This window comes from Planococcus sp. ANT_H30 (assembly GCF_008369335.1).
In the GTDB taxonomy this organism is placed as follows: Bacteria; Bacillota; Bacilli; order Bacillales_A; family Planococcaceae; genus Planococcus; species Planococcus kocurii.
Genome location: NZ_VOBJ01000001.1, coordinates 1 through 24,900, shown reverse-complemented (window position 1 = coordinate 24,900; position 24,900 = coordinate 1). Strand labels below are relative to the sequence as shown.

26 protein-coding genes and 2 pseudogenes are annotated in these 24,900 nt (G+C 36.5%); 15 read left to right on the top strand and 13 right to left on the bottom strand.

Translation table 11 applies throughout. From position 1 onward, the window contains the following. Nucleotides 1–592: 592 nt before the first annotated feature. The 3 genes from FQ085_RS00140 to FQ085_RS00130 form a co-directional block, all read right to left on the bottom strand. Nucleotides 593–1,039: a GNAT family N-acetyltransferase gene (locus FQ085_RS00140; protein ID WP_149455681.1), complete on the bottom strand. Its 447-nt coding sequence runs from the start codon at nt 1,037–1,039 to the stop codon at nt 593–595. Between the two features lie 222 nt (nt 1,040–1,261). Further along, complete coding sequence (locus FQ085_RS00135) at nt 1,262–1,918, bottom strand: Type 1 glutamine amidotransferase-like domain-containing protein (RefSeq protein WP_149455680.1); 657 nt, start codon at nt 1,916–1,918, stop codon at nt 1,262–1,264. Between the two features lie 147 nt (nt 1,919–2,065). Continuing rightward, the gene (locus FQ085_RS00130; protein WP_149455679.1) at nt 2,066–2,626 is read right to left on the bottom strand and encodes a GNAT family N-acetyltransferase; all 561 of its coding nucleotides are present in this window, start codon (nt 2,624–2,626) and stop codon (nt 2,066–2,068) included. Between the two features lie 301 nt (nt 2,627–2,927). On the opposite strand from FQ085_RS00130, the gene FQ085_RS00125 reads away from it, so the two are divergent. Continuing rightward, complete coding sequence (locus FQ085_RS00125) at nt 2,928–3,821, top strand: acyl-ACP desaturase (RefSeq protein ID WP_058385095.1); 894 nt, start codon at nt 2,928–2,930, stop codon at nt 3,819–3,821. Nucleotides 3,822–3,844: 23 nt separating this feature from the next. Further along, a complete protein-coding gene (locus FQ085_RS00120; RefSeq protein ID WP_149455678.1) occupies nt 3,845–4,099 on the top strand; it encodes a hypothetical protein in 255 nt (84 codons plus the stop codon). 455 nt (nt 4,100–4,554) lie between these two features. Here the strand turns inward: FQ085_RS00120 and FQ085_RS00115 are convergent, their stop codons facing one another. Beyond that, a complete protein-coding gene (locus tag FQ085_RS00115; protein ID WP_149455677.1) occupies nt 4,555–4,953 on the bottom strand; it encodes a hypothetical protein in 399 nt (132 codons plus the stop codon). Between the two features lie 428 nt (nt 4,954–5,381). Here FQ085_RS00115 and FQ085_RS00110 point away from each other — a divergent pair, with 428 nt between their 5' ends. The 7 genes and pseudogenes from FQ085_RS00110 to FQ085_RS00080 form a co-directional block, all read left to right on the top strand. Next, nucleotides 5,382–5,588: a helix-turn-helix transcriptional regulator gene (locus tag FQ085_RS00110; protein WP_058385098.1), complete on the top strand. Its 207-nt coding sequence runs from the start codon at nt 5,382–5,384 to the stop codon at nt 5,586–5,588. Beyond that, the gene (locus FQ085_RS00105; RefSeq protein ID WP_058385099.1) at nt 5,585–6,277 is read left to right on the top strand and encodes a DUF3169 family protein; all 693 of its coding nucleotides are present in this window, start codon (nt 5,585–5,587) and stop codon (nt 6,275–6,277) included. Before FQ085_RS00110 ends, FQ085_RS00105 begins: the two co-directional genes overlap by 4 nt. Nucleotides 6,278–6,662: 385 nt before the next feature. Then, a complete protein-coding gene (locus tag FQ085_RS00100; RefSeq protein ID WP_082707558.1) occupies nt 6,663–7,646 on the top strand; it encodes an ABC transporter substrate-binding protein in 984 nt (327 codons plus the stop codon). A 66-nt stretch (nt 7,647–7,712) separates the two neighbouring features. After that, nucleotides 7,713–8,729: a FecCD family ABC transporter permease gene (locus FQ085_RS00095; protein ID WP_058385100.1), complete on the top strand. Its 1,017-nt coding sequence runs from the start codon at nt 7,713–7,715 to the stop codon at nt 8,727–8,729. Beyond that, nucleotides 8,722–9,756, top strand: coding sequence for a FecCD family ABC transporter permease (locus tag FQ085_RS00090; RefSeq protein ID WP_058385101.1), 1,035 nt, complete (start codon nt 8,722–8,724; stop codon nt 9,754–9,756). Before FQ085_RS00095 ends, FQ085_RS00090 begins: the two co-directional genes overlap by 8 nt. A gap of 29 nt (nt 9,757–9,785) precedes the next feature. Then, on the top strand, nt 9,786–10,571 hold the full coding sequence (locus tag FQ085_RS00085; RefSeq protein ID WP_058385102.1) for an ABC transporter ATP-binding protein: 786 nt from the start codon (nt 9,786–9,788) through the stop codon (nt 10,569–10,571). Between the two features lie 16 nt (nt 10,572–10,587). Next, nucleotides 10,588–10,752 (top strand): annotated as a pseudogene (locus tag FQ085_RS00080) (thioredoxin reductase); the annotation flags it as partial. Between the two features lie 251 nt (nt 10,753–11,003). On the opposite strand, the gene FQ085_RS00075 reads toward FQ085_RS00080, so the two are convergent. The 5 genes and pseudogenes from FQ085_RS00075 to FQ085_RS00055 all read right to left on the bottom strand — a co-directional run bounded on the left by FQ085_RS00075 (nt 11,004) and on the right by FQ085_RS00055 (nt 14,379). Next, nucleotides 11,004–11,351, bottom strand: a complete 348-nt coding sequence (locus FQ085_RS00075) for a type II toxin-antitoxin system RelE family toxin (protein WP_058385104.1) — start codon at nt 11,349–11,351, stop codon at nt 11,004–11,006. Continuing rightward, nucleotides 11,352–11,711, bottom strand: coding sequence for a hypothetical protein (locus FQ085_RS00070; protein ID WP_058385105.1), 360 nt, complete (start codon nt 11,709–11,711; stop codon nt 11,352–11,354). 336 nt (nt 11,712–12,047) lie between these two features. Further along, nucleotides 12,048–12,935, bottom strand: coding sequence for an alpha/beta fold hydrolase (locus FQ085_RS00065; RefSeq protein WP_149455675.1), 888 nt, complete (start codon nt 12,933–12,935; stop codon nt 12,048–12,050). A 183-nt stretch (nt 12,936–13,118) separates the two neighbouring features. Continuing rightward, a pseudogene (locus FQ085_RS00060) lies at nt 13,119–13,775 on the bottom strand (Type 1 glutamine amidotransferase-like domain-containing protein). A gap of 103 nt (nt 13,776–13,878) precedes the next feature. After that, nucleotides 13,879–14,379: an NUDIX hydrolase gene (locus FQ085_RS00055; RefSeq protein ID WP_149456129.1), complete on the bottom strand. Its 501-nt coding sequence runs from the start codon at nt 14,377–14,379 to the stop codon at nt 13,879–13,881. A 413-nt stretch (nt 14,380–14,792) separates the two neighbouring features. On the opposite strand from FQ085_RS00055, the gene FQ085_RS00050 reads away from it, so the two are divergent. From FQ085_RS00050 to FQ085_RS00035, 4 genes are all read left to right on the top strand, one after another. Beyond that, nucleotides 14,793–16,490, top strand: a complete 1,698-nt coding sequence (locus FQ085_RS00050) for an SNIPE associated domain-containing protein (protein WP_078080491.1) — start codon at nt 14,793–14,795, stop codon at nt 16,488–16,490. Nucleotides 16,491–16,532: 42 nt separating this feature from the next. After that, the gene (locus FQ085_RS00045) at nt 16,533–17,180 is read left to right on the top strand and encodes a hypothetical protein (protein WP_071153765.1); all 648 of its coding nucleotides are present in this window, start codon (nt 16,533–16,535) and stop codon (nt 17,178–17,180) included. 334 nt (nt 17,181–17,514) lie between these two features. Then, entirely contained in the window at nt 17,515–18,234 is a 720-nt protein-coding gene (locus FQ085_RS00040) for a tyrosine-type recombinase/integrase (protein ID WP_262499730.1), read from the top strand. Nucleotides 18,235–18,521: 287 nt separating this feature from the next. Beyond that, nucleotides 18,522–20,069, top strand: a complete 1,548-nt coding sequence (locus tag FQ085_RS00035; RefSeq protein ID WP_149455674.1) for a competence protein CoiA family protein — start codon at nt 18,522–18,524, stop codon at nt 20,067–20,069. 376 nt (nt 20,070–20,445) lie between these two features. Here the strand turns inward: FQ085_RS00035 and FQ085_RS00030 are convergent, their stop codons facing one another. From FQ085_RS00030 to FQ085_RS00020, 3 genes are all read right to left on the bottom strand, one after another. Then, nucleotides 20,446–20,772 (bottom strand): helix-turn-helix domain-containing protein, encoded by a 327-nt coding sequence (locus FQ085_RS00030; RefSeq protein WP_149455673.1) that lies wholly within the window; start codon nt 20,770–20,772, stop codon nt 20,446–20,448. A 17-nt stretch (nt 20,773–20,789) separates the two neighbouring features. Continuing rightward, the gene (locus FQ085_RS00025; protein ID WP_149455672.1) at nt 20,790–21,236 is read right to left on the bottom strand and encodes a hypothetical protein; all 447 of its coding nucleotides are present in this window, start codon (nt 21,234–21,236) and stop codon (nt 20,790–20,792) included. Nucleotides 21,237–21,364: 128 nt separating this feature from the next. Next, complete coding sequence (locus FQ085_RS00020; protein WP_149455671.1) at nt 21,365–21,577, bottom strand: hypothetical protein; 213 nt, start codon at nt 21,575–21,577, stop codon at nt 21,365–21,367. A 629-nt stretch (nt 21,578–22,206) separates the two neighbouring features. Here FQ085_RS00020 and FQ085_RS00015 point away from each other — a divergent pair. Together FQ085_RS00015 and FQ085_RS00010 are read left to right on the top strand one after the other, a co-directional pair. Continuing rightward, nucleotides 22,207–23,112 carry a hypothetical protein gene (locus FQ085_RS00015; protein WP_149455670.1) on the top strand — a complete coding sequence of 302 codons (906 nt, stop codon included), beginning with the start codon at nt 22,207–22,209 and terminating at the stop codon, nt 23,110–23,112. Then, nucleotides 23,109–23,576 carry a hypothetical protein gene (locus FQ085_RS00010; protein ID WP_149455669.1) on the top strand — a complete coding sequence of 156 codons (468 nt, stop codon included), beginning with the start codon at nt 23,109–23,111 and terminating at the stop codon, nt 23,574–23,576. The genes FQ085_RS00015 and FQ085_RS00010 overlap by 4 nt, the downstream gene beginning before the upstream one ends. A gap of 223 nt (nt 23,577–23,799) precedes the next feature. Here the strand turns inward: FQ085_RS00010 and FQ085_RS00005 are convergent, their stop codons facing one another. Then, nucleotides 23,800–24,417 carry a recombinase family protein gene (locus FQ085_RS00005; RefSeq protein ID WP_149455668.1) on the bottom strand — a complete coding sequence of 206 codons (618 nt, stop codon included), beginning with the start codon at nt 24,415–24,417 and terminating at the stop codon, nt 23,800–23,802. Between the last annotated feature and the right edge of the window lie 483 nt (nt 24,418–24,900).

Sequence of the window (24,900 nt, the reverse complement as noted above, 5' to 3'; positions counted from 1 at the left end):
AAAGTAAAAATACAACTCTGTCACAGCGAGAGAAAAAGGTATGTTGTTAAACATATTAACAGCGGTAGAGATACTTTTAACTACGAACTAGACAAGTTTAAGCAATAATTTCACACTTCTAGGCACAAAAATACGTATTTAAGAAGACATGAAGTAAGTGAAGCGAAGTGTAAAATTTATTGCCCATGTTATTGTGAAGAGTGGAGTTCTTTTTTCTCCAATCCTCCTTTCAACATTTTTAAGGTGTCTAGAGGACAGCACAGAGATTATAGAATGACTGAAGCCTAGTATCGACTGTACCTCTTACAATCATCGTCTCGAACTTTTCTGCAAAAACTGTTTTAATGGGAGAGGCGAGTGTATTGGATTATTGCTTTTCCAACAAGAGTTCATAAAATATGCCATTTAAGTACAGAAAAAAGAAGATTGGCGATAGCACTTTGTAACCGAGCATTTATTTTGGGTTGCTCTATAGAAATTTTGCCATATAAAAACATCCCAAAAGTTAGATTTAAACTCCAACTTTTGGGATGCATCACCAAGTGCTTCTTTCAAAATGGTTACTCAACAATCGCACCCGTTTGTGAAAAACTCATTTCAAATACTTTTTCATATAGACCTTAGTTTCATCTTGATCGACAATAACCCACCCTCGTTTTTGATAAAATAATACATTTTCAGTGAATAAAACATGAGTAGCCAATTTCATCTCTGAATATCCTCTATTTCTTATCTCCTGTTCTGCAAAGTTTAGTAAAAACTTCCCTAAACCTTTAGCTTGAAAGCCAGGATCTATAGCAATATTAGCAAGTGATGCATAATCTTCTTCAAATACTAATACCAATCCAGCGATTAGTTGGTTATTAAACTCCACAACCCAAACTGGAAAAAAAGCTATTTCATCCTTATAATCTACATTCATTGGAGGTAGATTGTTAATGTTTATCCTATCCGAATACTTCAAATAAGCTGAATGCATGCATTTTTGAAGCTCATCAGCATCAGTTAAAGTTGCTTTTCTTATATTCCAACTAGTCATTCTTAAAGCTCTCCTTCACCTAATTATTTAACCCAACATGCCGATAAGCCGTAACATCAATAGCCCAATTTGTACTTTCTTTCTATAAATAGTTCACTTCTGTACAGGAAATAAAGGATTGTCGATCATATATTAAAAACTAGCTGGTCCACTGCGTACTAAGTAGTATTGGTAAATAAACATTGTTTATTTTTGTGGAGTAATTATAGCTGTTTGAACGAACTAGCATGTTTCCTCTAACTTTTGAATCTCTGAGCGGGAAATTACATAGACACTGCCAAGAATATCGATTTTACCTTCCTTTATACGTAGTGCGCAATCCTTATTCGATGCATAAATCTTCATTTCTTCTGAAAGGGAAGAGAGGTCGTTTAAAATCAAAGCCATATTATTTTCAAGATCAAAGTGAGACAAAACGGAAAAATCGTCAAGACCAATGCCGTCATAAACGATGTTTTCTTCAACTGGATAGCCAAAGTTTTTTGAGCATAACCAGTTAGCTGCCATATTAATCGCACCAGCGCTTGCGCCAATCACAATGGCGTTACTTTTTCGGATGCATTCCGACATTCCGTAGGCCATTAAAAATTCATTTTGTTTAAGCGTATCGCCACCTAACAAGAAAATGACGGAAGCGTTTTGAATGAGCGTCTGGGCAGCATCTTTCTGTACACAATAATCGATTAAATAGTAGTCATCAAATAAAATGTCCGCATGGTCAAGCCATGAGCATTCAATGGCACCATCTACTCGAGCGTCTAACGGATTCGAGCTAATCATAACGAGTGATTTTCTTTCCGTTATATCATCTCGTAACATTTGACTCAAACGCTCAGGAAAAAAATCGGTAAACCAACCTAAATAATAATGAGTGTTCATAAATACCTCCAGATCAATGTACAAGTAATTAACCATCTTACATTTTCTTTTCTAAAACGTTTATTCATTACTTGTGTTTAATTATGAAAAACCAAATAAGTGAGTAATTCGTCTGTTCTTGACTAGTAAAACCACCATTCTTTTAATTCAAAAATCATTTTTTCTGTTGAGCCAATTCTCTCTTGTTAACTTCATATGAATCGAATCAATCCAGTCGCCTTCGAACTGCAGGTCGTTTTTATCAATGCCAGATAGTACAAAGCCAACCTTTGCATAAACACGCTTGGCTCTTGGATTAAAGTCAAAAACACTTAAAGTTAGGTGGGTGAGTGTCGTATTTTCAAATACGTAAACGATGATCAGTTGAGTTGCTTCTGTTCCCAAACCTTGATTTCTTCCCCTCGGTCCAATGAGAATTCTGAAATTCATACTATGGTTTTCTTCATCGTATGCATTGATTACCACTTCTCCTACTAAGACATCTTTGGATGAGTCAACAATTGCAAGATCTAAGCGATCCGTTTGGCTATTTCTTGTCTTGTACCAATGGAGAGTCGCTTCCCGATCAAAATCCAAATGGCTTCCTGTCATTTTTAATACTTCTGGATCCCTTAAACATTCCTCTATAAACGGAAAATCCTCATTCTTAAACGGTCTAAGACTTACTTTATCTCCGATTAGTAGTGGCTTATCACCTAGATCGACCATTCCTTTTACACGTCCTTCCTTCATTTAATGTCGACTACGGCATGACTCCTGCGCGAAAGGGCGTAGCAACAAGTGTTTAGCAACCGGACAAGGGGATCATGTCAGCTGCTCCATATAAAGCTGATGAGTAGATTGTAAGGAATCTACTTCCCTTTTGAGGTGGCTCGCTTTTTAGTTGCTGTAAAATTATGTCACTTAAGTATAAGAAACCAGAGGATTATTTATAATTAAATGTATATTATAATTGTTAAAAAAATTCAAATGGTTTAAAGTTAGGAAAACACCTAAAGGAGAATAGATCATGTTAAATTCAGATTTAGATATACGCTTAGAACCACGCCTTAAAGAATTATATCAATTACATAAGGAACGTTCTGCAAATATTGATTGGAGCTATCACGAATTTATACCATGGGACAAGGCCATGTCCTTTAAACGAGTTCCTTGGGAGGAGAGTCAAGTAACTCTTCCAGAAGGTGTAGTTATTGCGGTAGAAACAGCGTTACTTACAGAAGTAAATTTACCTTGGTATACTTCGCATTTGGATTATACATTTAAAAATTCAATGGAAGTCATAAATGATTTCGTACGCACTTGGACGGCTGAAGAAGACCAGCACTCTAACTTACTGGAAACGTATTTATTGGTGACACGAAATGTAGATCCCGTAAGATTGCATCAATTAAGAAAACGAGTAGTTGAGAGTGGTTGGTTTCCAGATTTCACGAATCCTCTAGCAACAATGGCCTATACTACTTTGCAAGAGTTAGCTACACTCGTTTTTTATAATAATGTAGCTAAGGTAGCGGGTCTTTACGACAAAGATTTAGCAACATTACTTCGACGTGTAGCGAAAGACGAAGCACTTCATTATGCATTCTATCGCGACACAGTGAAAGCCCATCTTGAACTTGATCCGAATTTCATTGTTTTTTTTGAGAAAGTAATTATTAATTTTTCTATGCCAGGTGCCGTTATGCCAGACTTTAAGGATAGAATGAAAACCATTGCCATAGATACGAATTATGGACCACTCCAATACTTTGACCAAGTATTAGATGTCGTTATTAAATATTGGGATATTGCCAACTTGCAGCCTACTAGCGAAGATGCCAAACAATCACAAGCGAATATATTGAAATATCATGGGCGTTTAAAAAGAATCAAAGAGCGTCAGGAAAAAAATAAAAGGTAGTTGTATGAAAGGGTGTTTTTATCATGAAAATAACTTGCGAAATATGTGGAAAAGAAACGAAAGATCAAGTAAGTTATTTGGAACTTGAAACGTGGGAATTTAATTTTTTAAAGAAAGAGAATAAAGACTTTTACTCTATTTGTTTTAATTGTTTTGATAAACATACGAATAACTTTATTGACCAAGAAATGGATCTTGAATTGAGAAAAAAACGTTCTCGTTTGGTGAATCGAGAGGTCCAAGAAGAAATCGAGGCTATTCTTGAAATCGAAAATTAATTCCTCAGCTCTATTTATGAGCCTAAATTGAATCTCTTAAAACAGTATTACAAGTACGTAATGTAGTAAAGACGCATCACTTTAGTGAAATAGATGAAATGTGGATTGGTGAAAAGAAAATCCAACTAGGTTCTAATGATATTCACACGGCAAGAATAAATAATTGCATCCTTAAATATGAGGAACCGAGGAAATAGGCGTCGGAAAAAGGAAAGTCATCTTCTTTGGAGGATGGCTTTTTCAGTTGTCTAGCTTAATTTTACAATCGGCGTAGAGAAAACAGAGGATTGTCGATACTATTTTCATTTCTGAACAAAGAATCTCATTTGGTTTTATTTACTTCATATGAATTTATATGATGAGGTTAGTCTTTGCCTCAATTCTAAAACAAAGGCTATTCTTTTCTAAAAAGTTTACTCAACAATCGTATCCGATTATGGATATAGATAAATTGGTTAACCTTCCACAAGTCCGTAGTATTTAAGGAGTTTCCCCTCTGATTCTACGAGTAAAATTGGCCCTGCAACTTCATCCGATTCTTCAGCTGAATAAATTTTTGCACCAACAGGCAACTTGTTCGACATACCACCTTCAAAGTTTGTATCAGTATCATTTCTTGTTTTTATTTCTCCTACCTGTTCATCTGTGGTTAAAGACAGTTCTTCAACCCACTCAATTCCAGTCTGATAAATCATACCATCGAGTTGAAATATATCAGCCTTAGGGTCTAATGTTAAAATCTCTTTTGCGTCCGGATTTTGAGTTGTATAAGTTTCTGGTGTAATTGAAGAATTAGAACATTCAATAGTTGTTGATAAAATAAAAACAGACAAACTTAAAAATAATATTCGCATTCTCAGCTAATCCCTCCTTTTATCGTTAGACGGATAAAGGGTAAAGAAGTTACCTATATATTCTACAAAATGGTCCTTTTGTTAAAGGTCATGTTCTCTTAATGACATTATTATTTAACCGAACACACCGATAAGCCCTTGCATTAACATTAACAATGACTTTCCATAAAGACAGTCCCCATTTAACAGGAAATAAAAAACAACTCATTTAGAATTGTATTTAATTTAAGGGAAATCAGATAATTCTTTCATATACTCGGGTAATTTGATTGTACCTTATTTCAATAATATAGTTGATAGAGAACATTTCTCGTTTTAGCTAGTCCTCCTTGCAAAAAGAATTTTTAACATTAAAGTCGCATTTTTGACTAATATATTTGTCATTTTGAAACGTATCGTTTACACTTTAGTTATAAAGAGGTGAAGACATGAAAACAAAGTTAAAGGAGTTAAGGGCGAGTTTAGGTATAAATCAAACAGAATTGGCGAAACGTGCAAAGATTTCACGCCAAACCGTAAGTTTGATCGAACGCGAAGAGTTTATGCCTTCGTTGCTCATTGCAATGAAGATTGCGCGGGTCTTTGATAAACCGGTTCAAGAGATTTTTCAATTCAACGAGGAGGAGTTAGGATGAAGAAAATGTTGAAAACAAGTGGTCAGCTGATTATTGGCGCATTGGTTGGATTTTTCGGAATGCTAGTTTTACTTGAAGACGATTTTCGCATCGATTTGTCTGGCTATGCATTTATAGGCAATATTGCTCTTCTAGCAATCGCAGCACTACTAACTTTGCTTACGATATATTTCTATTTCAGCGTTTTGTCACTTACCAATCAAGAATTTACCGGAGATGATGAAGATGCTGCAGAAGGACGTATGTACAGAAGGTATTCAGACGCCAGTCTTTGTTCCAACGTTGCCATGTTGATCAGTTTAGCAGCTTTAAGTGTGACTGCTATAACAGGTCAAGCTTTTTGGATGCTTGTGACAGGTATTGCTTTAACGTTTGTCAGCGCTGCACTCTCTTTCATACTTTCTAGTCTCGTACAAAAAATGTATCCAGAGCGTGAACTTCCTTCAATCAATGACACAGATTATGCAAAAAAGTTACTAGAAGTTTCTGATGACGGAGAAAAACATGTCATGCTTGGTGGGTTATACAAAACTCATTATACGATGAATTCTCTTTTAGTCGGAGCGGTGATCCTATTGTTGTTATACTCGATTGCTTCAGATTCTTCACAGCTTTTTAGTATTTTTACGATCGTTATTATCTTAACGGTCACCAACATCCAGTATCTAATCCATGTACGAAATAAATAAATCTTTAATCAAAAGCACGGATTTCTGAATAAGAAATCCGTGCTTTTTGGTCGTTCATTATTTGCCACGTAGTGGTTCTAGTAATTGGTAAACGCCACATTTACGTTAGTTTTCTGTGGTGTTTGCCGTATACTGAGTCCCTGGGAAGGCCTTTTTTCTGTGAATTAGTTGTGGTGACTTAATTCCACAAGAAATGGTCTTCTTTTTTTCTATTTATTCATTTGCATAACATATTTTACTCGCTCTAAATAATTGTTAAATAGAAAATTTTTGAAAAAGGGTAGCTATACAAGTAGAGAGTCGTTATAATAAAAATTAAGTTCTTATTGATAATGATTTTCATTATCAATAAGAACTTAATTAAAGAAGGAAGAAGTGAAGAGATTTGTATTCGAATCAGAGTAAAAAGAGAACAATTTTTTTAAGTATAGCGTTAATATCCTTATCTTTAGTTATAGCAGGGTGTAGCAACTCGGCATCGTCTAATACAGAAGCAGAGTCGGCAAGTGATGCGGAGAGTCAAATAATCACACATGCGATGGGAACTACAGAAATTAAAGGAACGCCCCAGCGAGTGGTGACTCTTTATCAAGGCGCAAATGATGCAGCCGTCGCCCTTGGTGTAACGCCCGTTGGCATTGTGGAATCATGGGATGAACAACCCGTTTACAATTATTTAACAGAAGAGTTAGGTGAAGTTCCAATCGTCGGACAAGAAACACAGCCAAACTTAGAAGAAATCGCTAAGTTAAAGCCGGATTTAATTATTGCGTCTAAAATTCGACACGAAGAAGTGTATGAACAATTGTCAGCCATTGCGCCAACGATAGCCCATGAAACCGTATTTGTCTTTAAAGATACGGTCAATCTGATGGGGCAAGCCTTACATAAAGAAACTGAAGCTCAAGAAGTCATAGAGGATTGGGATAACCGAGTCATTGATTTTAAAGAAAAGCTAGAAGTGAAGATGGGTGATGAAGCTCCAGAGCACGTTGCGGTGTTAAATTTTAGAGCAGACCATTCACGTATTTACTACACTGGTTTTGCAGGATCCATTTTAGCTGAACTTGGATTTGAAGGACCCAAAAATATGCAAGATGACAGTCCAGATATCATCAAATTAACAGACAAAGAAAGCATTATAGAAATGAATGCGGATGCTTTTTATATTTTCATGGATAAAAACGATCCAGCGGTGGTTAAAACATACGAAGAGTGGACCAACCATCCGTTATGGGAAAATCTTGATGCTGTCAAATCAAATCAAGTTTATGAGGTAGACGAAATTGTATGGAATCTTGGTGGCGGGATCATTTCAGCGAATCTTATGTTGGATGATATGTACGATCGATTCGGATTAGAAAAATAAAACGGTAAGGGGTGGGGAAATCCCATCCCTTACTTTCTTTAATGGCTATGGAAAGCAGGGATAAATATGAGGAAGTTGTCAGCTCATAAACCTTTTAAATTAGTTGTTTTGTTTGCTTCTATTATGGTGATGATTTTTTCATTTGTTTTGAGTCTCTCATTAGGGCAAAATTCAATTCCATTTTGGACGACGATTGAAGCACTTCTTTACTTTGATGCAACGAATACCGAACACATTATTGTCACAACTTCTAGAATGACAAGAACCATTATCGCAACCTTTATAGGGGCTAACTTAGCTGTGGCAGGTGCATTAATGCAGGCGATGACGAGAAACCCATTAGCCTCTCCAGATATCTTAGGCGTTAATGCAGGAGCGTTATTTTTTATCGTCTTGTCAGCGACCTTTTTTTCTGTAGATTCCCTGCAGTCGTATATGTGGATTGCTTTTTTAGGTGCAGGAGTAGCGGGGGTCTCTGTCTACTTTCTGGGTTCACTAGGAAAAGACGGGTTATCGCCTATTAGATTGGTCTTAGCCGGAGCCGCCATTTCTGCCCTTTTTGTTTCGTTTACGCAAGGTTTGCTTGTGGTTGATGAACAACGACTGCAGAGCATTTTATTTTGGTTAGCAGGATCGGTGTCGGGAAGAAGTTTAGATATGATTATTCCCGTCTTACCCTATATGTTAATCGCCTTAATCATTGCTTTATTCTTAGGGAAACCCGTGACCATCTTACTTGCAGGAGAAGATGTAGCGAAGAGCTTAGGTCAACGAACGGCCTTACTGAAAGTGGTCATTGGTATAGTCGTTATTGTATTAGCTGGTGGCTCCGTAGCCGTAGCAGGTTCAATTGGATTTATTGGTTTGATTGTTCCTCATTTAGTCAAAGGAATCGTTGGACCTGATTACCGTTGGGTGATTATTTTGAGTGCTTTAATGGGGGCTAGCTTACTGTTACTGGCAGATGTGGTTGCTCGATTTATTATTGCTCCACAAGAAATGCCCATTGGTGTGATGACAGCGTTAATTGGCACACCGTTTTTCATTTATATTGCTCGGAAAGGCGTGGTGAAGAGTGGGTAGACACATTACGGTTAAAAATAAATCAGAAAATTTTTCTTTTCAAGTCGATAAAAAAACCATTACTACTGTAATAGCACTCGCTTTATTAGCTATCGCGATATTGATGATGAGTCTGTCGGTTGGAAGTAGTTTTATCAGTCCATGGGTCATCATTAAAAATTTAATGGGAATTGTAGAACCGGACTTTATACTGAACGAACTGAGATTGCCACGTGTGTTACTTGCCTTTATGGTCGGCGCAGCTTTAGGCGTGGCAGGATCTATTTTGCAAGCAATTATACGGAATCCTTTAGCCTCACCAGACATCATCGGCATCACAGCTGGAGCTTCTGCGGGCGCAATTATTTTTATTGTGGTTTTCTTAGGAACAGTTAGTGCAGTATTTATGCCAGTAGCTGCAATTTTAGGGGCAGTGATCGTCGCCTCAATCATCTATTTGCTGGCATGGAATAACGGGGTAACACCCATTCGTCTTGTATTAATCGGTATCGGAATCGCGGCTGCGATGAAAGCGATTGTCTTAATGATGATTGTGTTGAGCGATACAGCTGTAACCACCAAAGCCTATCTCTGGTTGACCGGCAGTTTATACGGTTCGAATTGGGGACATGTCTATTCGATGTTACCTTTTGTTCTCCTATTTATTCCGTTAACGGCTTTTCTGGCACGTTCTGTAAGTGTCAAGGAATTGGGAGATGATATTGCGACGGGGCTTGGTGTGAAAGTTCAATCTAGGCGTTTTTTGTTGCTACTGATTAGTGTTGTTCTTGCGGGAACAGCGGCAGCTTTCGCGGGAGGAATCGAATTTGTTGGCTTAATCGCGCCACACATTGGGCGTTTACTGATTGGTCGCTCGTTTGCTGCACTTATACCGGTATCGGCATTAATCGGCGGAATGATTGTGGTGTTAGCTGATTTTGTGGCGCGCACTGCATTTTTACCCTTAGATCTTCCGGCGGGCGTATTTACGGCTGCCATTGGCGCACCATTTTTCATTTATCTCCTATTTCGAAATCGAAATGGATAATGCGATAGAAAGGGGACGAGGAAATACGTATGTTAGAAGCACATTCTTTATCCTTAGGCTATGGTCAAACTAAAGTCATTGAAGATTTACAATTAACCATCCCAAAAGGAGAAATCACTGTTTTTGTTGGAGCCAATGGCTGTGGGAAATCGACCTTGTTGCGATCTTTAGCAAGGCTTATCAAACCACAAACTGGAGAGATTTTACTAAATGGGATGGGGTTAAAAAAACAGTCCACAAAAGAAGTAGCTAAGAAACTGGCTATTCTTCCTCAAACTCCGTTAGCTCCAGAAGGTCTAACGGTTTTACAACTAGTTAAACAGGGCAGGTATCCTCATCAGAGCTGGTTAAAGCAATGGTCGGAGGAAGATGAGTCTGTCGTCAATCGTGTGTTAGAACTAACCGATATGAAAGAATTTCAAGAAAAAACGGTGGATTCGTTATCAGGTGGCCAAAGACAGCGTGCCTGGATTGCGATGACACTCGCTCAAAAAACAGATGTTATTTTATTAGATGAACCAACAACCTATTTGGATTTAGCGCATCAAATCGAAATTTTAGATCTTCTGTTTGAGTTAAATGAAAAAGAAAACAGAACCATCGTGATGGTTCTTCACGATTTAAATTTAGCGTGCCGTTATGCGCATCACATTGTAGCCATTTGCGATAAGAATGTTTATTCACAAGGCAAACCAGAAGAAGTGATCACCCCTCAAATGGTCAACGATGTATTTTCCATGCGCTGTGAAATAGGGAAAGATCCCATATATGGGACCCCTGTATGCATTCCATATGGCAAGGGTAGAAAAATTTAAAGAAAGGAGTTTTTCGATGAAGCTTAAAGAGATTTTTGACGTGAGTATCATTGGTGGCGGACCGGCGGGGCTTTTTTCTACGTTTTATAGTGGGTGTCGTGAGATGAAAGTGAAATTAATCGAATACCATTCAGTGCTTGGAGGAAAACTAAATATTTATCCCGAAAAATTAGTTTGGGATGAAAGAAATTTTAACTAGCACGGTTTTGTAAATAACAATAAACGAAGTAAGGCACTTGAGCAGTTAGAGGTTCAACTAACTATTCAAGTGCCTTATCTATATTCTTTTTGTGTTATGAAGTTATTTCTAATAATAGAGGATTGTCTTTACTATTCCTCTATTATTATGTCTACACTTTCTACTATGAAGCCTTACTGTTGAAAGTATGATCAAATAAAAAAACCTCCTTACTGGAGGTTTCTTAAGATTATTTAGTCTTCTAGGTTTTTTAAGAAATCTGCAAGTCGGTTAGAAGCATCTTTAAATGCTGTATCTTCGTCTCGATCTCCTATACCAAGAATCATGACGATTTCTAACTCGTCCTCTGTTCTACCTGTAATTCGATAAATAACTCGAATGCCACTGCCTTTAAACTTCAATTCCTTACAACCATGCAATTTCATATTTCGCTTGTTTTCAAGTTCTTTTCCAAGTGTATCAGCCCGTGTTCGTAGCTTTGCTAATCCCTTATTCACATGTCCTTTTACGCTGCCATCTAGCTTATCGTATTCCCTTTGAGCCTTCTTATCGAACCGAATCTTAAACCGATCTTGGCTCATTTATTCGAATAACTCGTCATCTGCAACTTCATCGGGATCACTAGACATAATTTGAGCATAGCTAGTTTCCCCTACAGCTTCGCGTAGTGAGATAGAGTCTTCGGGATGCGCATCAGCGTATTCAGCACGACGGGCGATTTCGTCCATATAAAATAATTCGCGGTACGTTTCAAGCTCTTGATACATTTTGAGGTAGTGTGCGTAATCTAACACAACACTGTCGAGCTTGTTGTTGGCCAAAATATATTGGGGTGATTTTTTTGCAGCAGCTCGTACTTTGCCGAACGTTTTAGAAGCAACTCCAGCTGCTGTGATTTGTTCATCGCTGAACTTAGGTCTTTCTGGAATATGAATACCCATCGTGATCAACTCCTATTATTTCATTTGAATAAAGTATACTATAGAACATTATTCGAGTACAGAAAAAGTCTGTAGTATCGTACGTGTTTTCGTACGTACTATTTAATTCTATTTTTTTACATCTATTATTTTTAAATTTTTAGGAATCGCCATAACTAATATCGATTAGTTATGGAGATAGAGGATTGTCGTTACTTACTCCATGTAAATATACATACTGATTGCACCCTTCACCTTAATCCTAAAAAGGGGAAGGGAAGCAAAATAAAATAGAAAAAAGTAGACAAAGCTACTCTTTTCTAAAGAAATTTACTCAAGCATTGCGTTCTCATGCATTCAAGAATTTTTCAGGAATGTTAAGATTTCCTCCACGAATTCTTCTGTTTCTTCTAATTCAGGGAAGTGAGCGCTTCGATTAAATAATTTCCACTCACTATTTGGGAGTTCTCTACTAATTATTCTAGAAATAATCATGCCGGTATTTCTGTCATGAACGCCTGTTAAAATGAGCGATTGCTGTGTAATACTTGAGAGGCGCTCGTATAAAGGAACTTCTGGTGGATTCCTTTCCAAGGCAGCCATCATCAAACCTGAATTGGCGAAATTACTCTCCTGGACGAGTCGTCGATACTTTTTAGCGATATCTTGGTTTTCAAAAAATAAGCGATTTGTTGTGTTCTCATCAACTAATTCCCACGTTTGTTGATATTTTTTTTCAACAGTAGTTTCGGCAGCGAGAATTTCTTCCATCTGTTTTCGCAAATGTGAATCCGCAATGGAGACAAATCCAGTCATTTGAACAACGTATTGAGTTTTTAAGGCTAGTAAGCTGGGTCCCGATAGAATTATTTTATTAATACACTTTGGAAGCGCATAGGCTACTTCCAAAGCTAATTCCCCGCCAAATGAATACCCCAATAAATCCACTTTTGAGACCCCGAGCCATTTAACAATCTCTTTAAAGTCATTTACCAGGTCACTTATTTTATAGGCAGCATCTGAGTCTGGCTTTCCACTTCTTCCACTTCCTCGTTGTTCGTAATACACAACCGTTCGCTCCTTAGAAAGTAAGGGACCTACTGTTCTTTCGAAGACAAAAAGATTTCCTCCGGGTCCACCATGAAGAATAACTAAAGGAATCGTGTTGTATTCTTGTCCTTCGATTTTGATCCAATGACTGATGTCATTGAGTTCTACTTGAAATTCTCCATTTTTAAGGTTCATGTAGTCACCGTTCTCTCTATTTTTTCGCCTTCGACTTTTCAGATGTCTTGCTCTGTGTAACTGTTATGAGTAGAGGATTACCTACACATGTATTGGGAGTTTAGCTGTTCCAGAGCGTACCAAGTATCATGACTAAACAAGCGCATTTTATTTGGTTAGCGTAACTATAGCCATGCGAGAGAACTAGAATGTTTCCTCTAACTTTTGAATCTCTGATTGAGAAAGTACATATACATTGCCAAGAATATCGATTTTATCTCCCTTTATGCGCAACGCTCAATCCTTATTTGAGGCATAAACCTTCAGTTCTTCTGATAGGGAAGAGAGTTCACTTTGAACCAATGACATGTTATTTTCGAGATCAAAGTGAGACAGTATGGAAAAATTGCCAAGACCAATTCCGTCGTAAACAGTGTTTTCTTTAACTTGATAGCCAAAGTTTTTTGAGCATAACCATTTAGCTGACATATTAGTTGCACCAGCGCTTGCTCCAATCACAACGGCGTTACTTTTTCGGATGCATTCCGACAATCCATAGGCGAGTAAAAACTCATTTTGTTTGAGCGTATCGCCACCTAACAAGAAAATGACGGAAGCGCTTTGTATAAACGTTTGGGCAGCATCTTTCTGTACGGAATAATCGATTAAATAGTAATTATCAAATGTGATGCCAGCATGGTCAAGCCACGAGCGTTCAGCAGCACCGTCTACACTAATATCTAATGGATTCGAGCTAATCAGAACGAGTGATTTTCTTTCCGTTATATCCTTCCGTAACATTTGACTCAAACGCTCAGGAAAAAAATCGGTAAACCAACCTAAATAATAGTGAGTATTCATAAATACCTCCACATCCAAGTACCAACATTAGTAATTTACGATCTTACATTTTCTTTTCTAAAACGTTTACTCATCAATCGTTTCCGGCTTTTTAACTTAAATTCTAAGCGTCATTCTCAAGTCTACTTAATAACTTATAGGGACTTGTTTCCCAAGTTTCGTAAGGAATACTGGAAGTTGAGTTCATAGCATCAATTGTGCGAGAAAGCATATGAGGACGAGTAATATAAGAACTAATATCGACCTCAGTTGGAGCAACGAATTTTGCTTCCTTAATTTCTTCTATTTGTATTTTTAACTTCCCACTTATGTAATCAGCTTTGAAAACGACTGATAAGATTTCACTCGAGGCATTGTAGTAAATGCCAGTAATCCCAGTTGGTTTTATGACAATACCAGTCTCTTCAAAAATTTCTCGACAGACTGCTTTATCTAAAGGTTCACCTTCTTCAACTTGACCTCCTGGTAATTCCCAAGTATCTGCCCGCCAATGAGTTTTGACTAATAATATTTCATTATTTTCATTCTCAATACAAGCAGAAACAGCGACAATATGTTTCGGATAATTATTTACCAATTCTCCCATCCTTTCTTCTACTACCATATGGCATGTTGTTAGAGATTGATCTTTCTTAATCTCGTAATTGTTTAACCTAACATGCCCATAAGCCATCACATCAAAAGTCACATACGCACTTACTTCCATTAATGTACCATTTAAGTGTAGGAAATAGAGGATTACCTATACTAAAAATATAATCTTATGAACTAAATCCCAAATAAAGATATTTATTTAATATCTATTATTCGGACTTAGTTCATTTTTTATTTAAAATCTGTTTTTATGATTATAAATGGAATTCAACAACAAATATTACAATTTAAAGGTACTTTAATAGCTATTTGTGATAAATTAGTATTAGTTAATGATTTACTAAATAAGATAAAAGGCATGCATTCATTAAAAGTAGACAAATAGATTTTCTCTTTCTCAAAGTTAAAAAGGAGGTACTCGCCATGTTCGTTACTAAGAAGACCTATCAAGAAGCTCAGGATAGAATAGGAGCTTTGGAAAAAGAATTAGAAGAGAAAAATGTTCATTTATTACTGCAACAAAGTGAAAATAAACATTTCAAGCAAGATTTTCAAAACTTGCAAGGTGATTATAGCGCTTTGCAAAACCAACTGGAAGAGATGAGTACGACCATCGATAACTTAGAAGTATTAAAAAGACAAGTAAGTTCTTTCGAAGCGAAAGTCGAGGATAATAAATTAGAGATATTAGCACTCGAATCTCAAATAAATGAAAAAACTACTCATCTGAATTTCTTGAAAGAGAAAATTCAAGAAGATGAAACGTTTCTTAATAAAGTAACTAATGAGAGAACTCAAACATCACTTGAACTTTCGAATCTAATTGAAGAAGTCAATCGTACTGCTGAAGATAGATATCTCAAAGCTACAGAGATTGAGAGGGGACTTATTGAAGAGTTAGATCAGAAATTAGAATTTCAAAAAGAGCAAGTGAAGCAGCACCAAAACGACTTAGTAGAGTTAGAAGAGCAATTGATCAATAAAGAGAAGGTTCTTCATAACTATCGAGAATTGAAAGAATCATTTGTCATGGCTAGAGATGAACGGAACTTTCAATCAGTAGCGTTTTACAAAAAAGATTTCCCCTTTACGACAACCGAAAAATTTAAAGATGAACTTAATGATAACTATCAAAAGCAAAGAGAAATGATTAAACAAAAACGTGTGGTGATAGAAGGGACTTCCTGGACCGTAAATGGTAGCCTACGTGAAGGCCGAAAGATGACTGACTTAAATATCAAAGGCATGATTCGTTCTTATAATATTGAATGCGACAATGCTATTGCTTCTTTAAAGTATGCTAACTTTGACACTGTCGAATCAAGAATGGATAAATCACTGGCTTCAATAAACAAACTAAACGCAAAGAACGCGTTAGTGATTTGTGATGAATACCATCAATTGAAAATTGAAGAATTAAAGTTAGTGTATGAGTTGAAATTGTTCGAGCAAGAGGAAAAAGAAAAATTACGGGTCTTAAGAGAAGAAGAACGTGAAAGAAGAAAAGTGGAACGTGAAATCAAAGAAAAGACGGTGGAATATAATAAGCACCAAAAAGAGGTAGAGAAAGAGCTATCCGCATTGCACAAACAAAATATTGAGGCTAATGAAGATGACAGTGCAGTGCTTAATAGAATAAACGAGTTGTATGATTCTTTAGAATTAATTGAGAAGAAAAGAGAAGAATTAGAGTATATCCATTTAGTAGGCAAGTCGGGGTATGTCTATATTATCTCTAATATTGGGGCATTTGGTAAAGATGTTTATAAAATTGGGATGACGAGACGGCTAGAACCTGCTGATCGGATCAGAGAATTAAGTGGGGCAGCTGTTCCATTTGAGTATGACGTTCATGCCATGATTTTAACAGATGATGCACCTCATTTAGAAAGTCACCTGCACGCTGCTTTTAATACTGATCGAGTAAATCTCGTAAATAATAGAAAAGAATTTTTCAATGTAAAATTAGAGCAGATCAAACAAGAAGTATTTTCAATTGTTGGGAAGAACGTAGTTTTCGAAGATGAACCGACTGGAAAGAATTACTACGAATCTTTAGCTATAAAAAATGCGTTAACTAATCAAAATTCAGATTATGTCGGTCTTGTTCTCTTGAATTGAACGAAAAATGGTAATTTTAAAAATGAGAAAAGAGTTGGTAACATGGCTGGAGAAAAAGAATTCGATATTAGTTTACCACTCCAAACAATAGAAACTCTTAATTCTCTTAGTTCCTATTCAGATTTTGTAGAAACAAAATTAAGAAAAGAAGTTCAGCTATATAATGATTTAACAGCAAAATATAAAGCAGGAGATTTTTTCTCTTGTCCAAAAGAAATTTACGGAAAAGACTTTGTGAATTTATCAAGAATGACCTTGTTAAATAGTATTTATGCATTCACAGAATATATGTTAGTAGAAACGTGTCTTAATCATGCATCTTTAGTGGAGACAAAAATAGAAAAATTCAAAGATTGGAAAGGTAATAATGACATATGCAAAGCTCAATATTATCTTACTAGTGTTGACAGCACTCATTTTAAACAATTTAAAGCAGAGTTCGCCCTACTTAATGAGTGTCGATTGGTAAGGAATAAATTTGCCCATAAGGGCGGAAAAGCTTCTAATCTTAAAAATACTATTAAATATTTTCACAAGAAATTAGGAATAGATTCTATAAAAACAGAATCTGATTTTATAATTATAGGAGAAAAATTCTGTGATGGAGTCATAGAGAATAATATTAAACTAACGAAGGGCATAGCTGAATGGGCTTATACATTAGAAGTTAATGGACCAAGAAGAAAATAATGTCTTCATTATCAAAAACGATGGTTTTTAAGAGTCAGAGAAGAAGGCGCCACTTTCTTCTCTGGCTCTTTTGCTTTGTCCCATTACTTTTTTCAAAATCAATCTATCATAAATGTTGTTTCACAATGATTTTGAAAAGAAATGGAGAGGCAGAAAAATGACGAAATTCAAATTGGCAACTCACCAGGACACTCTGGAGACTGAGAAACGTTACCATAACAGAAAAGTTCATATTGAAAAGAAAATGGAGGAAATACCAAAATAATATGAAGGAGATATTCGAAGATACAAGAACTATTGCTGCAGCACAGCCCAAGTAATTGGCGCAGAGGCGATGCTTGATTATTTGTACATCTCACTGACTGAACAGCAAGTTAAGAAAACAACGTGGGAGCGCCGGCTGGCAGCTATCAGAAAGTACTTGAGTGTCATTCATAACATAGATCTCAAAGGCCAGGCTAGTGTGGCATACGAGCTTTCGGGGATACGGAAGATATACCAGGAAGATCAATACGCTCATTTGACACAAGTTCGAGGAAAGTCGGCCCTGAATAAGAAAGAGTTGATGGATATGCTCAATCGTCTTCCGATAAGAGTAAGGGCGATTTGTCTAGTCAATCTAGTAACCGCTAACAGACCTAGCGAAATGGTGCGGTTAAAAATGAGTGATTTCGATCTGGACAATAAATGCGTGCATGTATATCTGAAAAAGCAAAAAAGATGGCACACGAAACGGCTCACGTCGGAAGTTATCGATGCAGTCAACGTATATACACGCGAATACCACCTGAAACCAGGCAACTATTTTGTGGGGAGGGTGTATAAGAATGGACGTTATGAAAGCAAGGCCATCACTGAAATTGGGTACTATCATTTTTTGCAGCGTTGGACGGGACTTACCGGCTACAACTTCAGGAAAAGCCAAGTTGTAGCGATGCACGCCGCCGGTGCAGATGTATCAACTATCGCACAACAAACGGGCCATCAATCATTGGAAACGTTAATTCAACATTATCTTACGGTATCTGGAGGGACTATTGATAAGTATTTATGAATGCATCCTAAAAGTGAATTTAAGAAAGTGAAAATGGGAGAGGACTGTTACTTTTTGTGGCAGTCCTTTTCTATTTGGCAATGCAGATATTCATTTATTGAACTACCGGTAGTCATATATATATGAGAATTAATAAAGCTAATTCTCCACAAAAAAATATTGGCCCAAACTACTTGTCCTTTTTAAAAGTAAATAATTTATGTAATCAAAATTATTGGAAATTTAAGGTATAATAATTGTAAGTCAACGCAGAATTTGCTAAGAAAACAAGCAGAGAAGGGGAGAATATGAATTTTGCTATAAACAAAGGGGATAACACAGAGGAGTTTATCGATTCACTTAAAGAAATTTATTCGGTGGATCAGTTAAAGCAACTAGCAAAAAAGAACTTGTATGTTTGTCCATATTGCCAAGTATCTATGCGTGTCAGGTCAGGAGATGATAGAGGGACTTATTTCGCCCACCCTTCTAACTTGGCATGCTTAGAATCTAAGCAAGTAGAGCGTGCGTATCGCCAGTACAAAAAACAAATTCAGCGAGAATCCTTTCGCCATCCGGTACTGGTCAGTCTGATCAAAGACGAATTAGACACAGCAGCCGCTGGAAGAGATTTAGTCGAGATTACGGAAGGGTATCGCGTTCCGCGTTTTAAGAAACACTTTCCGGATTTATACGTTCAAATAGGCAGCAAAGAGTGGGCCATTACGGTATTAACAGATATGACAGAACATGAAAGCTTGGAACATAGTCGGAATTTCAAAGCACGACATCAGTACTTCATCGAAAACGGATTAATACCCCTTTGGCTGATTGATAAAGCGAATTTTGCATCCGAAACGATGAAGAGTAGTATTCTGCTGTGGGAAATTGAGTGGTTGAGTTCACATACCAGTAAAGAGGATCACGCCTGGAAGACTGAAATCGCAACTTATACAGACCGAGAAGAGTTGTTTAACGTGTCGGCGTATACTACTTCAGCGCTTAGTTCAAATCGGAAAATAGACCTGAAAAGCATTTACTACATTTCACAGATTGAAGATAAAAACTATATTCGTGTTTTTCGCTTTATTGATGACGCAAGAGGTGAAATCTACAGAGGATTTCTGATTGGTGAGACATCAAGAGTTCCGTTTAGCCAAGCACTTCATATCGAGAATGAGGCATTCATGCTACGAGATCCGAAACAAGAGCTTTCTTTCCGGAAGACGTTCAAAGAGAGTGTCTTGCAAGCTGTGGAAAGGAAAAAGGAAAGAGAGAGACTGATTCTTGAAGAGCAAGCGCAACAAAATGCACTTCTCCAAAGAATCAGAGAAGAAGAGAAAGAAGCTGCAGGTGCCCCAGGAGGGGGAGAGAAGATAGAAGAACTGCAAGAAGCTGTTCAACAGGTTGAACCGTCGGTGTCCTTACAGCGAGCAATTTCAGCATCTAACGTCATGAGTCCTCAAGAAAAAGAATTGGATGATCATTTTCGCCAATATTTTTATGAGTTAAATAGAGGGAAAGTCCAAAATTTATCCTCACACGTTCCTGAAAAGAAATATAAAGAGTTTCTGGAAAGAATGCGAACGACAAGAATAGAAGGCGCTAGTTATATCTTGTCTTCCAATCATGTTTGGAGACCGATTATTTTAACGTGGTTAGAAGAGAACTATTACTTGGAAAACTGGACGGTTTCTGTGCAAATAATAAGAGACGTTTTAAAAAATGCTCGAGTTGAATTTACAGAAAATCGTGAAGAGATTTTAAAAGTACCCATTAAAGATTTTCTTATGGTCTACCAAAAATCACTTAAAAAAGACTTGAAAGTAAAAAGTAGCTTCAGTATAAAAAGTTGAAAACTGAAATGTACAGGATGAAGGGAGACTGAAAATTGAAATGTTCTAAATGTGAGAAAGAAAATAATAGTTATATGAAAAAGTGTAAGTACTGCGGAAATAGGTTTGTTCCTTCAGAGCCATCTGATAATGCGCTTGGACGTTGTGAATGTGGTTGTCCAGTGCCATTAACCAACGGAAAAGGATATTGTATCAATTGCAAAGAGGAAGTCTACAGTTCCGAGTTAGGCTTTTACTAAGTAACAAATTCTTTGGCTTAATTGATAGTGTTCTATATTTCAGGCCATGAAATCATATGGACAAAAAAATAGAACTAGAGAGGATATGCTTCTATCTCTCCGGTTCTATTTGAGTTTCTTCTATTTTACATAGGTATCTACGAATGAATTAAATCCTTACCTTTAGGATTTTCCTTAAATTTAGGAGTCAAATCTTCGAGACCACCCAAAGCTACGAAAACCTTGTCGTATGTTTCAGATTTGATATTATCAGCACCACTTTCAATCTTCGATAGGGTCGCCTGTGTAAAGGTATCCCCATGATCCTTAATCATAGAAACAACCTCTTTTTGGGTCAAACCTAGTTCAAGGCGTCTCTTGAGTATTTTTTTCCCCATAATGACAGAAATTTTATTCAAGTGTTCATTTACTTTTGGCACTTGTCTTAAGATCCCCATTACATCGTTATAATTTTTATTTGCCATTTAAACCCTCTCCTTTTTTACTCAGGTTTAAAAAATTCAACCATCATTTTTTCACTCGCACTAATTGCGTGTTCAAAGTCTCGTGAATAGGTCGCCTGCTTGATTACAGCTTTTGTGAAGTAAATGGTTTGGTTGCCTTTGTCGTCCATTTCATAGAAAAAGATCGCTCGAAAAGCTCCTACGGGTCTCCAATTCGCTCGTGCTTCCATCAGTGGGGGATGGTGGTTCAGTTCTTTTACTACATCCACTAGTGTGATGGGATTTCCTACCGAGCTGATACCGTATAACGTACGTTTTTCTATAGGAGGAACTCCTATGTCCTTCATGTAATCAAGTAGCTGGGCTATACGAGCTGCAAGTTCTGCATAATCTTCATCTTTCATTGCTCTATTAGCAATAGAAGTGATTAAGTCTATGACTTGTTGGTTGCCATGTTCATCTGCTAAGAATTCAATTTCTATCATAATTATATCACATAAAATATAAATTTTCTAACAAATTATATTGTGTGTAATATATTCCCCTCCTTTTCATTTGAATACAGAGTTACACTATACGGATAGCTCTGATATAGGAAATTGAGTTTCTTCTATTATAATAGGTTACCTGTTTCTTCTTCGAGTGCTTTAACCAATTTATAAAAACTGGTCTTTTTCACTCCGGCTTCCTTCATGGCTTCAACTGCTGTTAACTCCGTAGCTTTCCATTTTCTATAAACCTCTTTTACCAATATCCGCGATAGAATCTGTAAAACTAAGTTCGCAATATATTTCTTTATACTGTCATTATATTGAGTCGTACCCAACAATGGCAAATCCAGTACGGCGATGTCGGCTTCAATATTTTAGTTAAATCACTTCACTACCGAATGATCTCTTCTTTGTTCCGGCCGAATCGATTGAGTGAATGGGCATGCAATAGAAAGGCAAAGCAAAAGTTTAAAAACACAACACAATAGCAATTATGTTGTGTTGTTGTTTTTGAGACCATATTTTCACTTGAAATTTACAGTTCTTTTTTACTTATATTTTACAATCGAAAATCCCATTGTTTTGCAACGGATAGTACGAACCCACAGTTATTTTACATGAATCCTACGCGGACAGGATATACAGGCTAAATTCAGGGATGAATTTGACTAAGCGGGGCTATCATGCCCATCTTTCCATGTAAAATCTTAAATACTTTTTGATGAAATGTTAATTAAATTATAGTACAAAAAATGGAATAGATTGTTAGTAATTTAATCATAAGGTATTATTATAGTAAAAGTTATATGATACAATTTTCATAAAATAACTTTTATAGAGTTTCAAACAATTTATAAGAGAGTGGTTTGGAATTTGTTTGTATTATTGCTCGTTTTTAAGGAGATATATAAATAATATAGAAAATTGCTAATATTTTTATTTAATGGAAGGAGAAGTTTAAATAATGAAAAGTCATCATTGGCTTAATAAAGAACAAAAAAAATTCCGGTTTATAATAGTGTTATTCCTTAGTTTTTTAAGCTTACTATCAGCATGCAGTCCTACTTCTGAGTCGCCAACTTCAGAAGTTAAGGTGCCTATGGAAAGCTTCGAGGAAAAGATTAAAAAATTAATTCAAGCCCGTGACTATGAGGGACTCCACCAATTTTTTACCGAGAACAGAGAGACCATAGCCAAAGAAGAACAGATCGAGATTATAGTCCAAGCTATAGCTGAAAGTGACAATCCTGATTTCTATGCTATGGTTAATGCTGTTTTTAGAGATTTAGTAGATACACAAAACTGGAATCTGATTCTGAAGTTGATAAAACATTGGGAGACTGATAACAATGCTTACACACTAAAAGAAATTGAATCAGATATAGAAAAATATCTAAAAACAGATTCGGATCTTCAAAGTATTGAAACCGATGAGGAAAATTTGCTAAAAGATATTGAACAATCAAAACAAATTTATCCTTACGAAATTGTCTGGACAGAGTCCTATTTACAGGAGTTTTCTGGTTATCTTGCTCAACAGATTAATGATCGAGAGTACCGAGTTATCGATTCTTACACAAATGAAGAGTTTGTTTTAGTTACTTTTGAAACGGAATTCACTTCCCCAGGAAATTTTAGTATTAATGTATTACCGGGAGAGACAAAGGAATATACAGTACAAAACGGTTTTTCCAAAACATATAAAGTACTTTATGAGGTTCCAGATAGTACTTTATCTCAAATAAACGATATCATGAAGAGTTACTCACGTTTAGAGCAATTGGCAGAGGAAAGAGTAAGGACACTAGAAGAACAAGAAGGACTAGTTGACCGTTTAAAGGGTTCATTTGATGATATTTTTTTATATTGAAAGGGGCGGAGGAAAGAGTCGAGGTTGCAGACTCCTCTGACAGTTCTTCAAGTATCCTTACTGTTGAAGACCATAAGTTCCACATTTATGGAATATCACTTGGTCATGAAAAAGAGCAAGTGTTGGAAAAATGGGGCAATCCTGCCGAAGAAAAAGTTGATGAAGAATATTCTTCAGATTATACAAATTTATATTATGATAAAAGGATTGTTCGTATATATGACAATAAAGTCGATTTGATTATTATGGATATGGAAGAACAACGGTTTGATGCAGAACTTTTACAACCTTATAAGGGAGAGAAGTACATTAATCAAAATGGCGACATATATCTTTACGAGCCTATTGCGAATCAGCTAATTATATTTAAAGAAGAAGACGGGAAAACTGCGTTTAGTGTATTGAATTCAGATGGTAACTTTGAGGCAAATGTAAATGATGGTTATATAACGAAAATAGAATAAGTCAGTTAAATTTAAATGGGAAAACCTTTCTACAACTTAGTATTAAAATTAGAGGTTTGTAAAAACAGTATATAAAGTCAGTAAAAGAAAACCATATAATTACTGATTAAGTTACTTCAAAATCATAAAAGCCGTAGAATGATTGCACTAGGAAGTCATTCTACGGCTTTTTAGTTATAGTTAATAGTACAAAAAATATAAGGAGGGGTGATAGTTTCTTCTATTATACAGTCTTAACTGGTGTTTCTTCGAGTGCTTTAACTAATTTATAGAAACTAGTCTTTTTAACCTCGGCTTCTTGCATGGCTTCTACAGCTGTTAGCTCTTTAGCTTTCCACTTTCTATACACCTCTTTGAACTCATCTGAAACAAGAACAGGGGACCTGCCAAACTGAATGCCATTTTGCAGTGCCAAGTCGATTCCTTCACGCTGCCGTTTCCGGATGCGTTCCCGTTCCTCTTCTGCCATCCAAGACAGAATCTGCAAAACCAAATCGGCAATAAAAGTCCCCATACTGTCTTTGTACTGTGTCGTATCCAACAACGGCATATCCAGCACCACAATATCGGCTTCAATGTTTTTCGTGAGGTCATTCCATTCCTGGAGGATTTCTTCTTTGTTTCGGCCGAACCGATCCAGGGAGTGGATATACAAAATGTCGCCCTTCCGAATGACTCGTTTTAATAATTGATAGTTCGCGCGTTCGAAGTTCTTTCCACTTTGTTTGTCTAAATATATATCTCGTCCATTGATGCCCATTTTTTTCATGGCTTCCAATTGACGTCCTTCATTTTGATCTTTGCTGCTGACACGTATGTAGCCAAATTTGCGATGTTCCATAATTCACCTCTATAAATGATTGTTTCCTCTCATTATACCTGAAAATCGTTCGTAAAAGTGGATGCAATTTCGCGAACGTTCGTAAAGTCATTTGACACATTTACGAACGCTCTTTTCGTCCGTTTTAAGCTGTTTTCAAAGCGTTCGTAAAAGTGTACTTTTACGAACACTTATTTTCTGATAAATTTTCTTTGAATATAATTTTAATATGATATTATTGGTGAAAAATGAAAAACAAAAATTTTCAAGGCTGATGAATTGTACTAAAAGAGGAGGATTACCTTGTGGAGTGGAATTGGAATAAAACTAGCATCGATCTCCCGTATTCATATGAAAATTTTAAGACTCTTTTAGATCCTAGATTGCAATATTAAATGCAACAAAACATGAAAACCCATTAAACCGTGTGTGGTTCAGGCGATGTGGGCGAGCTCTTCTAAGAAGCACGCTTCCGGTGTCCGGTAGCCGAGAATCTTTCGCGGG

Excerpts from the sequence above, each read along its gene's own strand:
- FQ085_RS00105 (WP_058385099.1), top strand. The coding sequence starts at position 5,585 with ATGAAGAAAATGTTGAAAACAAGTGGTCAGCTGATTATTGGCGCATTG.
- FQ085_RS00035 (WP_149455674.1), top strand. The coding sequence starts at position 18,522 with ATGAATTTTGCTATAAACAAAGGGGATAACACAGAGGAGTTTATCGAT.
- FQ085_RS00070 (WP_058385105.1), bottom strand. The coding sequence starts at position 11,711 with ATGGGTATTCATATTCCAGAAAGACCTAAGTTCAGCGATGAACAAATC.
- FQ085_RS00140 (WP_149455681.1), bottom strand. The coding sequence starts at position 1,039 with ATGACTAGTTGGAATATAAGAAAAGCAACTTTAACTGATGCTGATGAG.
- FQ085_RS00065 (WP_149455675.1), bottom strand. The coding sequence starts at position 12,935 with ATGAACCTTAAAAATGGAGAATTTCAAGTAGAACTCAATGACATCAGT.
- FQ085_RS00005 (WP_149455668.1), bottom strand. The coding sequence starts at position 24,417 with ATGGAACATCGCAAATTTGGCTACATACGTGTCAGCAGCAAAGATCAA.
- FQ085_RS00110 (WP_058385098.1), top strand. The coding sequence starts at position 5,382 with ATGAAAACAAAGTTAAAGGAGTTAAGGGCGAGTTTAGGTATAAATCAA.
- FQ085_RS00095 (WP_058385100.1), top strand. The coding sequence starts at position 7,713 with ATGAGGAAGTTGTCAGCTCATAAACCTTTTAAATTAGTTGTTTTGTTT.
- FQ085_RS00075 (WP_058385104.1), bottom strand. The coding sequence starts at position 11,351 with ATGAGCCAAGATCGGTTTAAGATTCGGTTCGATAAGAAGGCTCAAAGG.
- FQ085_RS00085 (WP_058385102.1), top strand. The coding sequence starts at position 9,786 with ATGTTAGAAGCACATTCTTTATCCTTAGGCTATGGTCAAACTAAAGTC.
- FQ085_RS00015 (WP_149455670.1), top strand. The coding sequence starts at position 22,207 with ATGAAAAGTCATCATTGGCTTAATAAAGAACAAAAAAAATTCCGGTTT.
- FQ085_RS00115 (WP_149455677.1), bottom strand. The coding sequence starts at position 4,953 with ATGCGAATATTATTTTTAAGTTTGTCTGTTTTTATTTTATCAACAACT.
- FQ085_RS00055 (WP_149456129.1), bottom strand. The coding sequence starts at position 14,379 with ATGGTAGTAGAAGAAAGGATGGGAGAATTGGTAAATAATTATCCGAAA.
- FQ085_RS00050 (WP_078080491.1), top strand. The coding sequence starts at position 14,793 with ATGTTCGTTACTAAGAAGACCTATCAAGAAGCTCAGGATAGAATAGGA.
- FQ085_RS00135 (WP_149455680.1), bottom strand. The coding sequence starts at position 1,918 with ATGAACACTCATTATTATTTAGGTTGGTTTACCGATTTTTTTCCTGAG.
- FQ085_RS00030 (WP_149455673.1), bottom strand. The coding sequence starts at position 20,772 with ATGGCAAATAAAAATTATAACGATGTAATGGGGATCTTAAGACAAGTG.
- FQ085_RS00125 (WP_058385095.1), top strand. The coding sequence starts at position 2,928 with ATGTTAAATTCAGATTTAGATATACGCTTAGAACCACGCCTTAAAGAA.
- FQ085_RS00120 (WP_149455678.1), top strand. The coding sequence starts at position 3,845 with ATGAAAATAACTTGCGAAATATGTGGAAAAGAAACGAAAGATCAAGTA.
- FQ085_RS00025 (WP_149455672.1), bottom strand. The coding sequence starts at position 21,236 with ATGATAGAAATTGAATTCTTAGCAGATGAACATGGCAACCAACAAGTC.
- FQ085_RS00045 (WP_071153765.1), top strand. The coding sequence starts at position 16,533 with ATGGCTGGAGAAAAAGAATTCGATATTAGTTTACCACTCCAAACAATA.
- FQ085_RS00130 (WP_149455679.1), bottom strand. The coding sequence starts at position 2,626 with ATGGTCGATCTAGGTGATAAGCCACTACTAATCGGAGATAAAGTAAGT.
- FQ085_RS00040 (WP_262499730.1), top strand. The coding sequence starts at position 17,515 with ATGCTTGATTATTTGTACATCTCACTGACTGAACAGCAAGTTAAGAAA.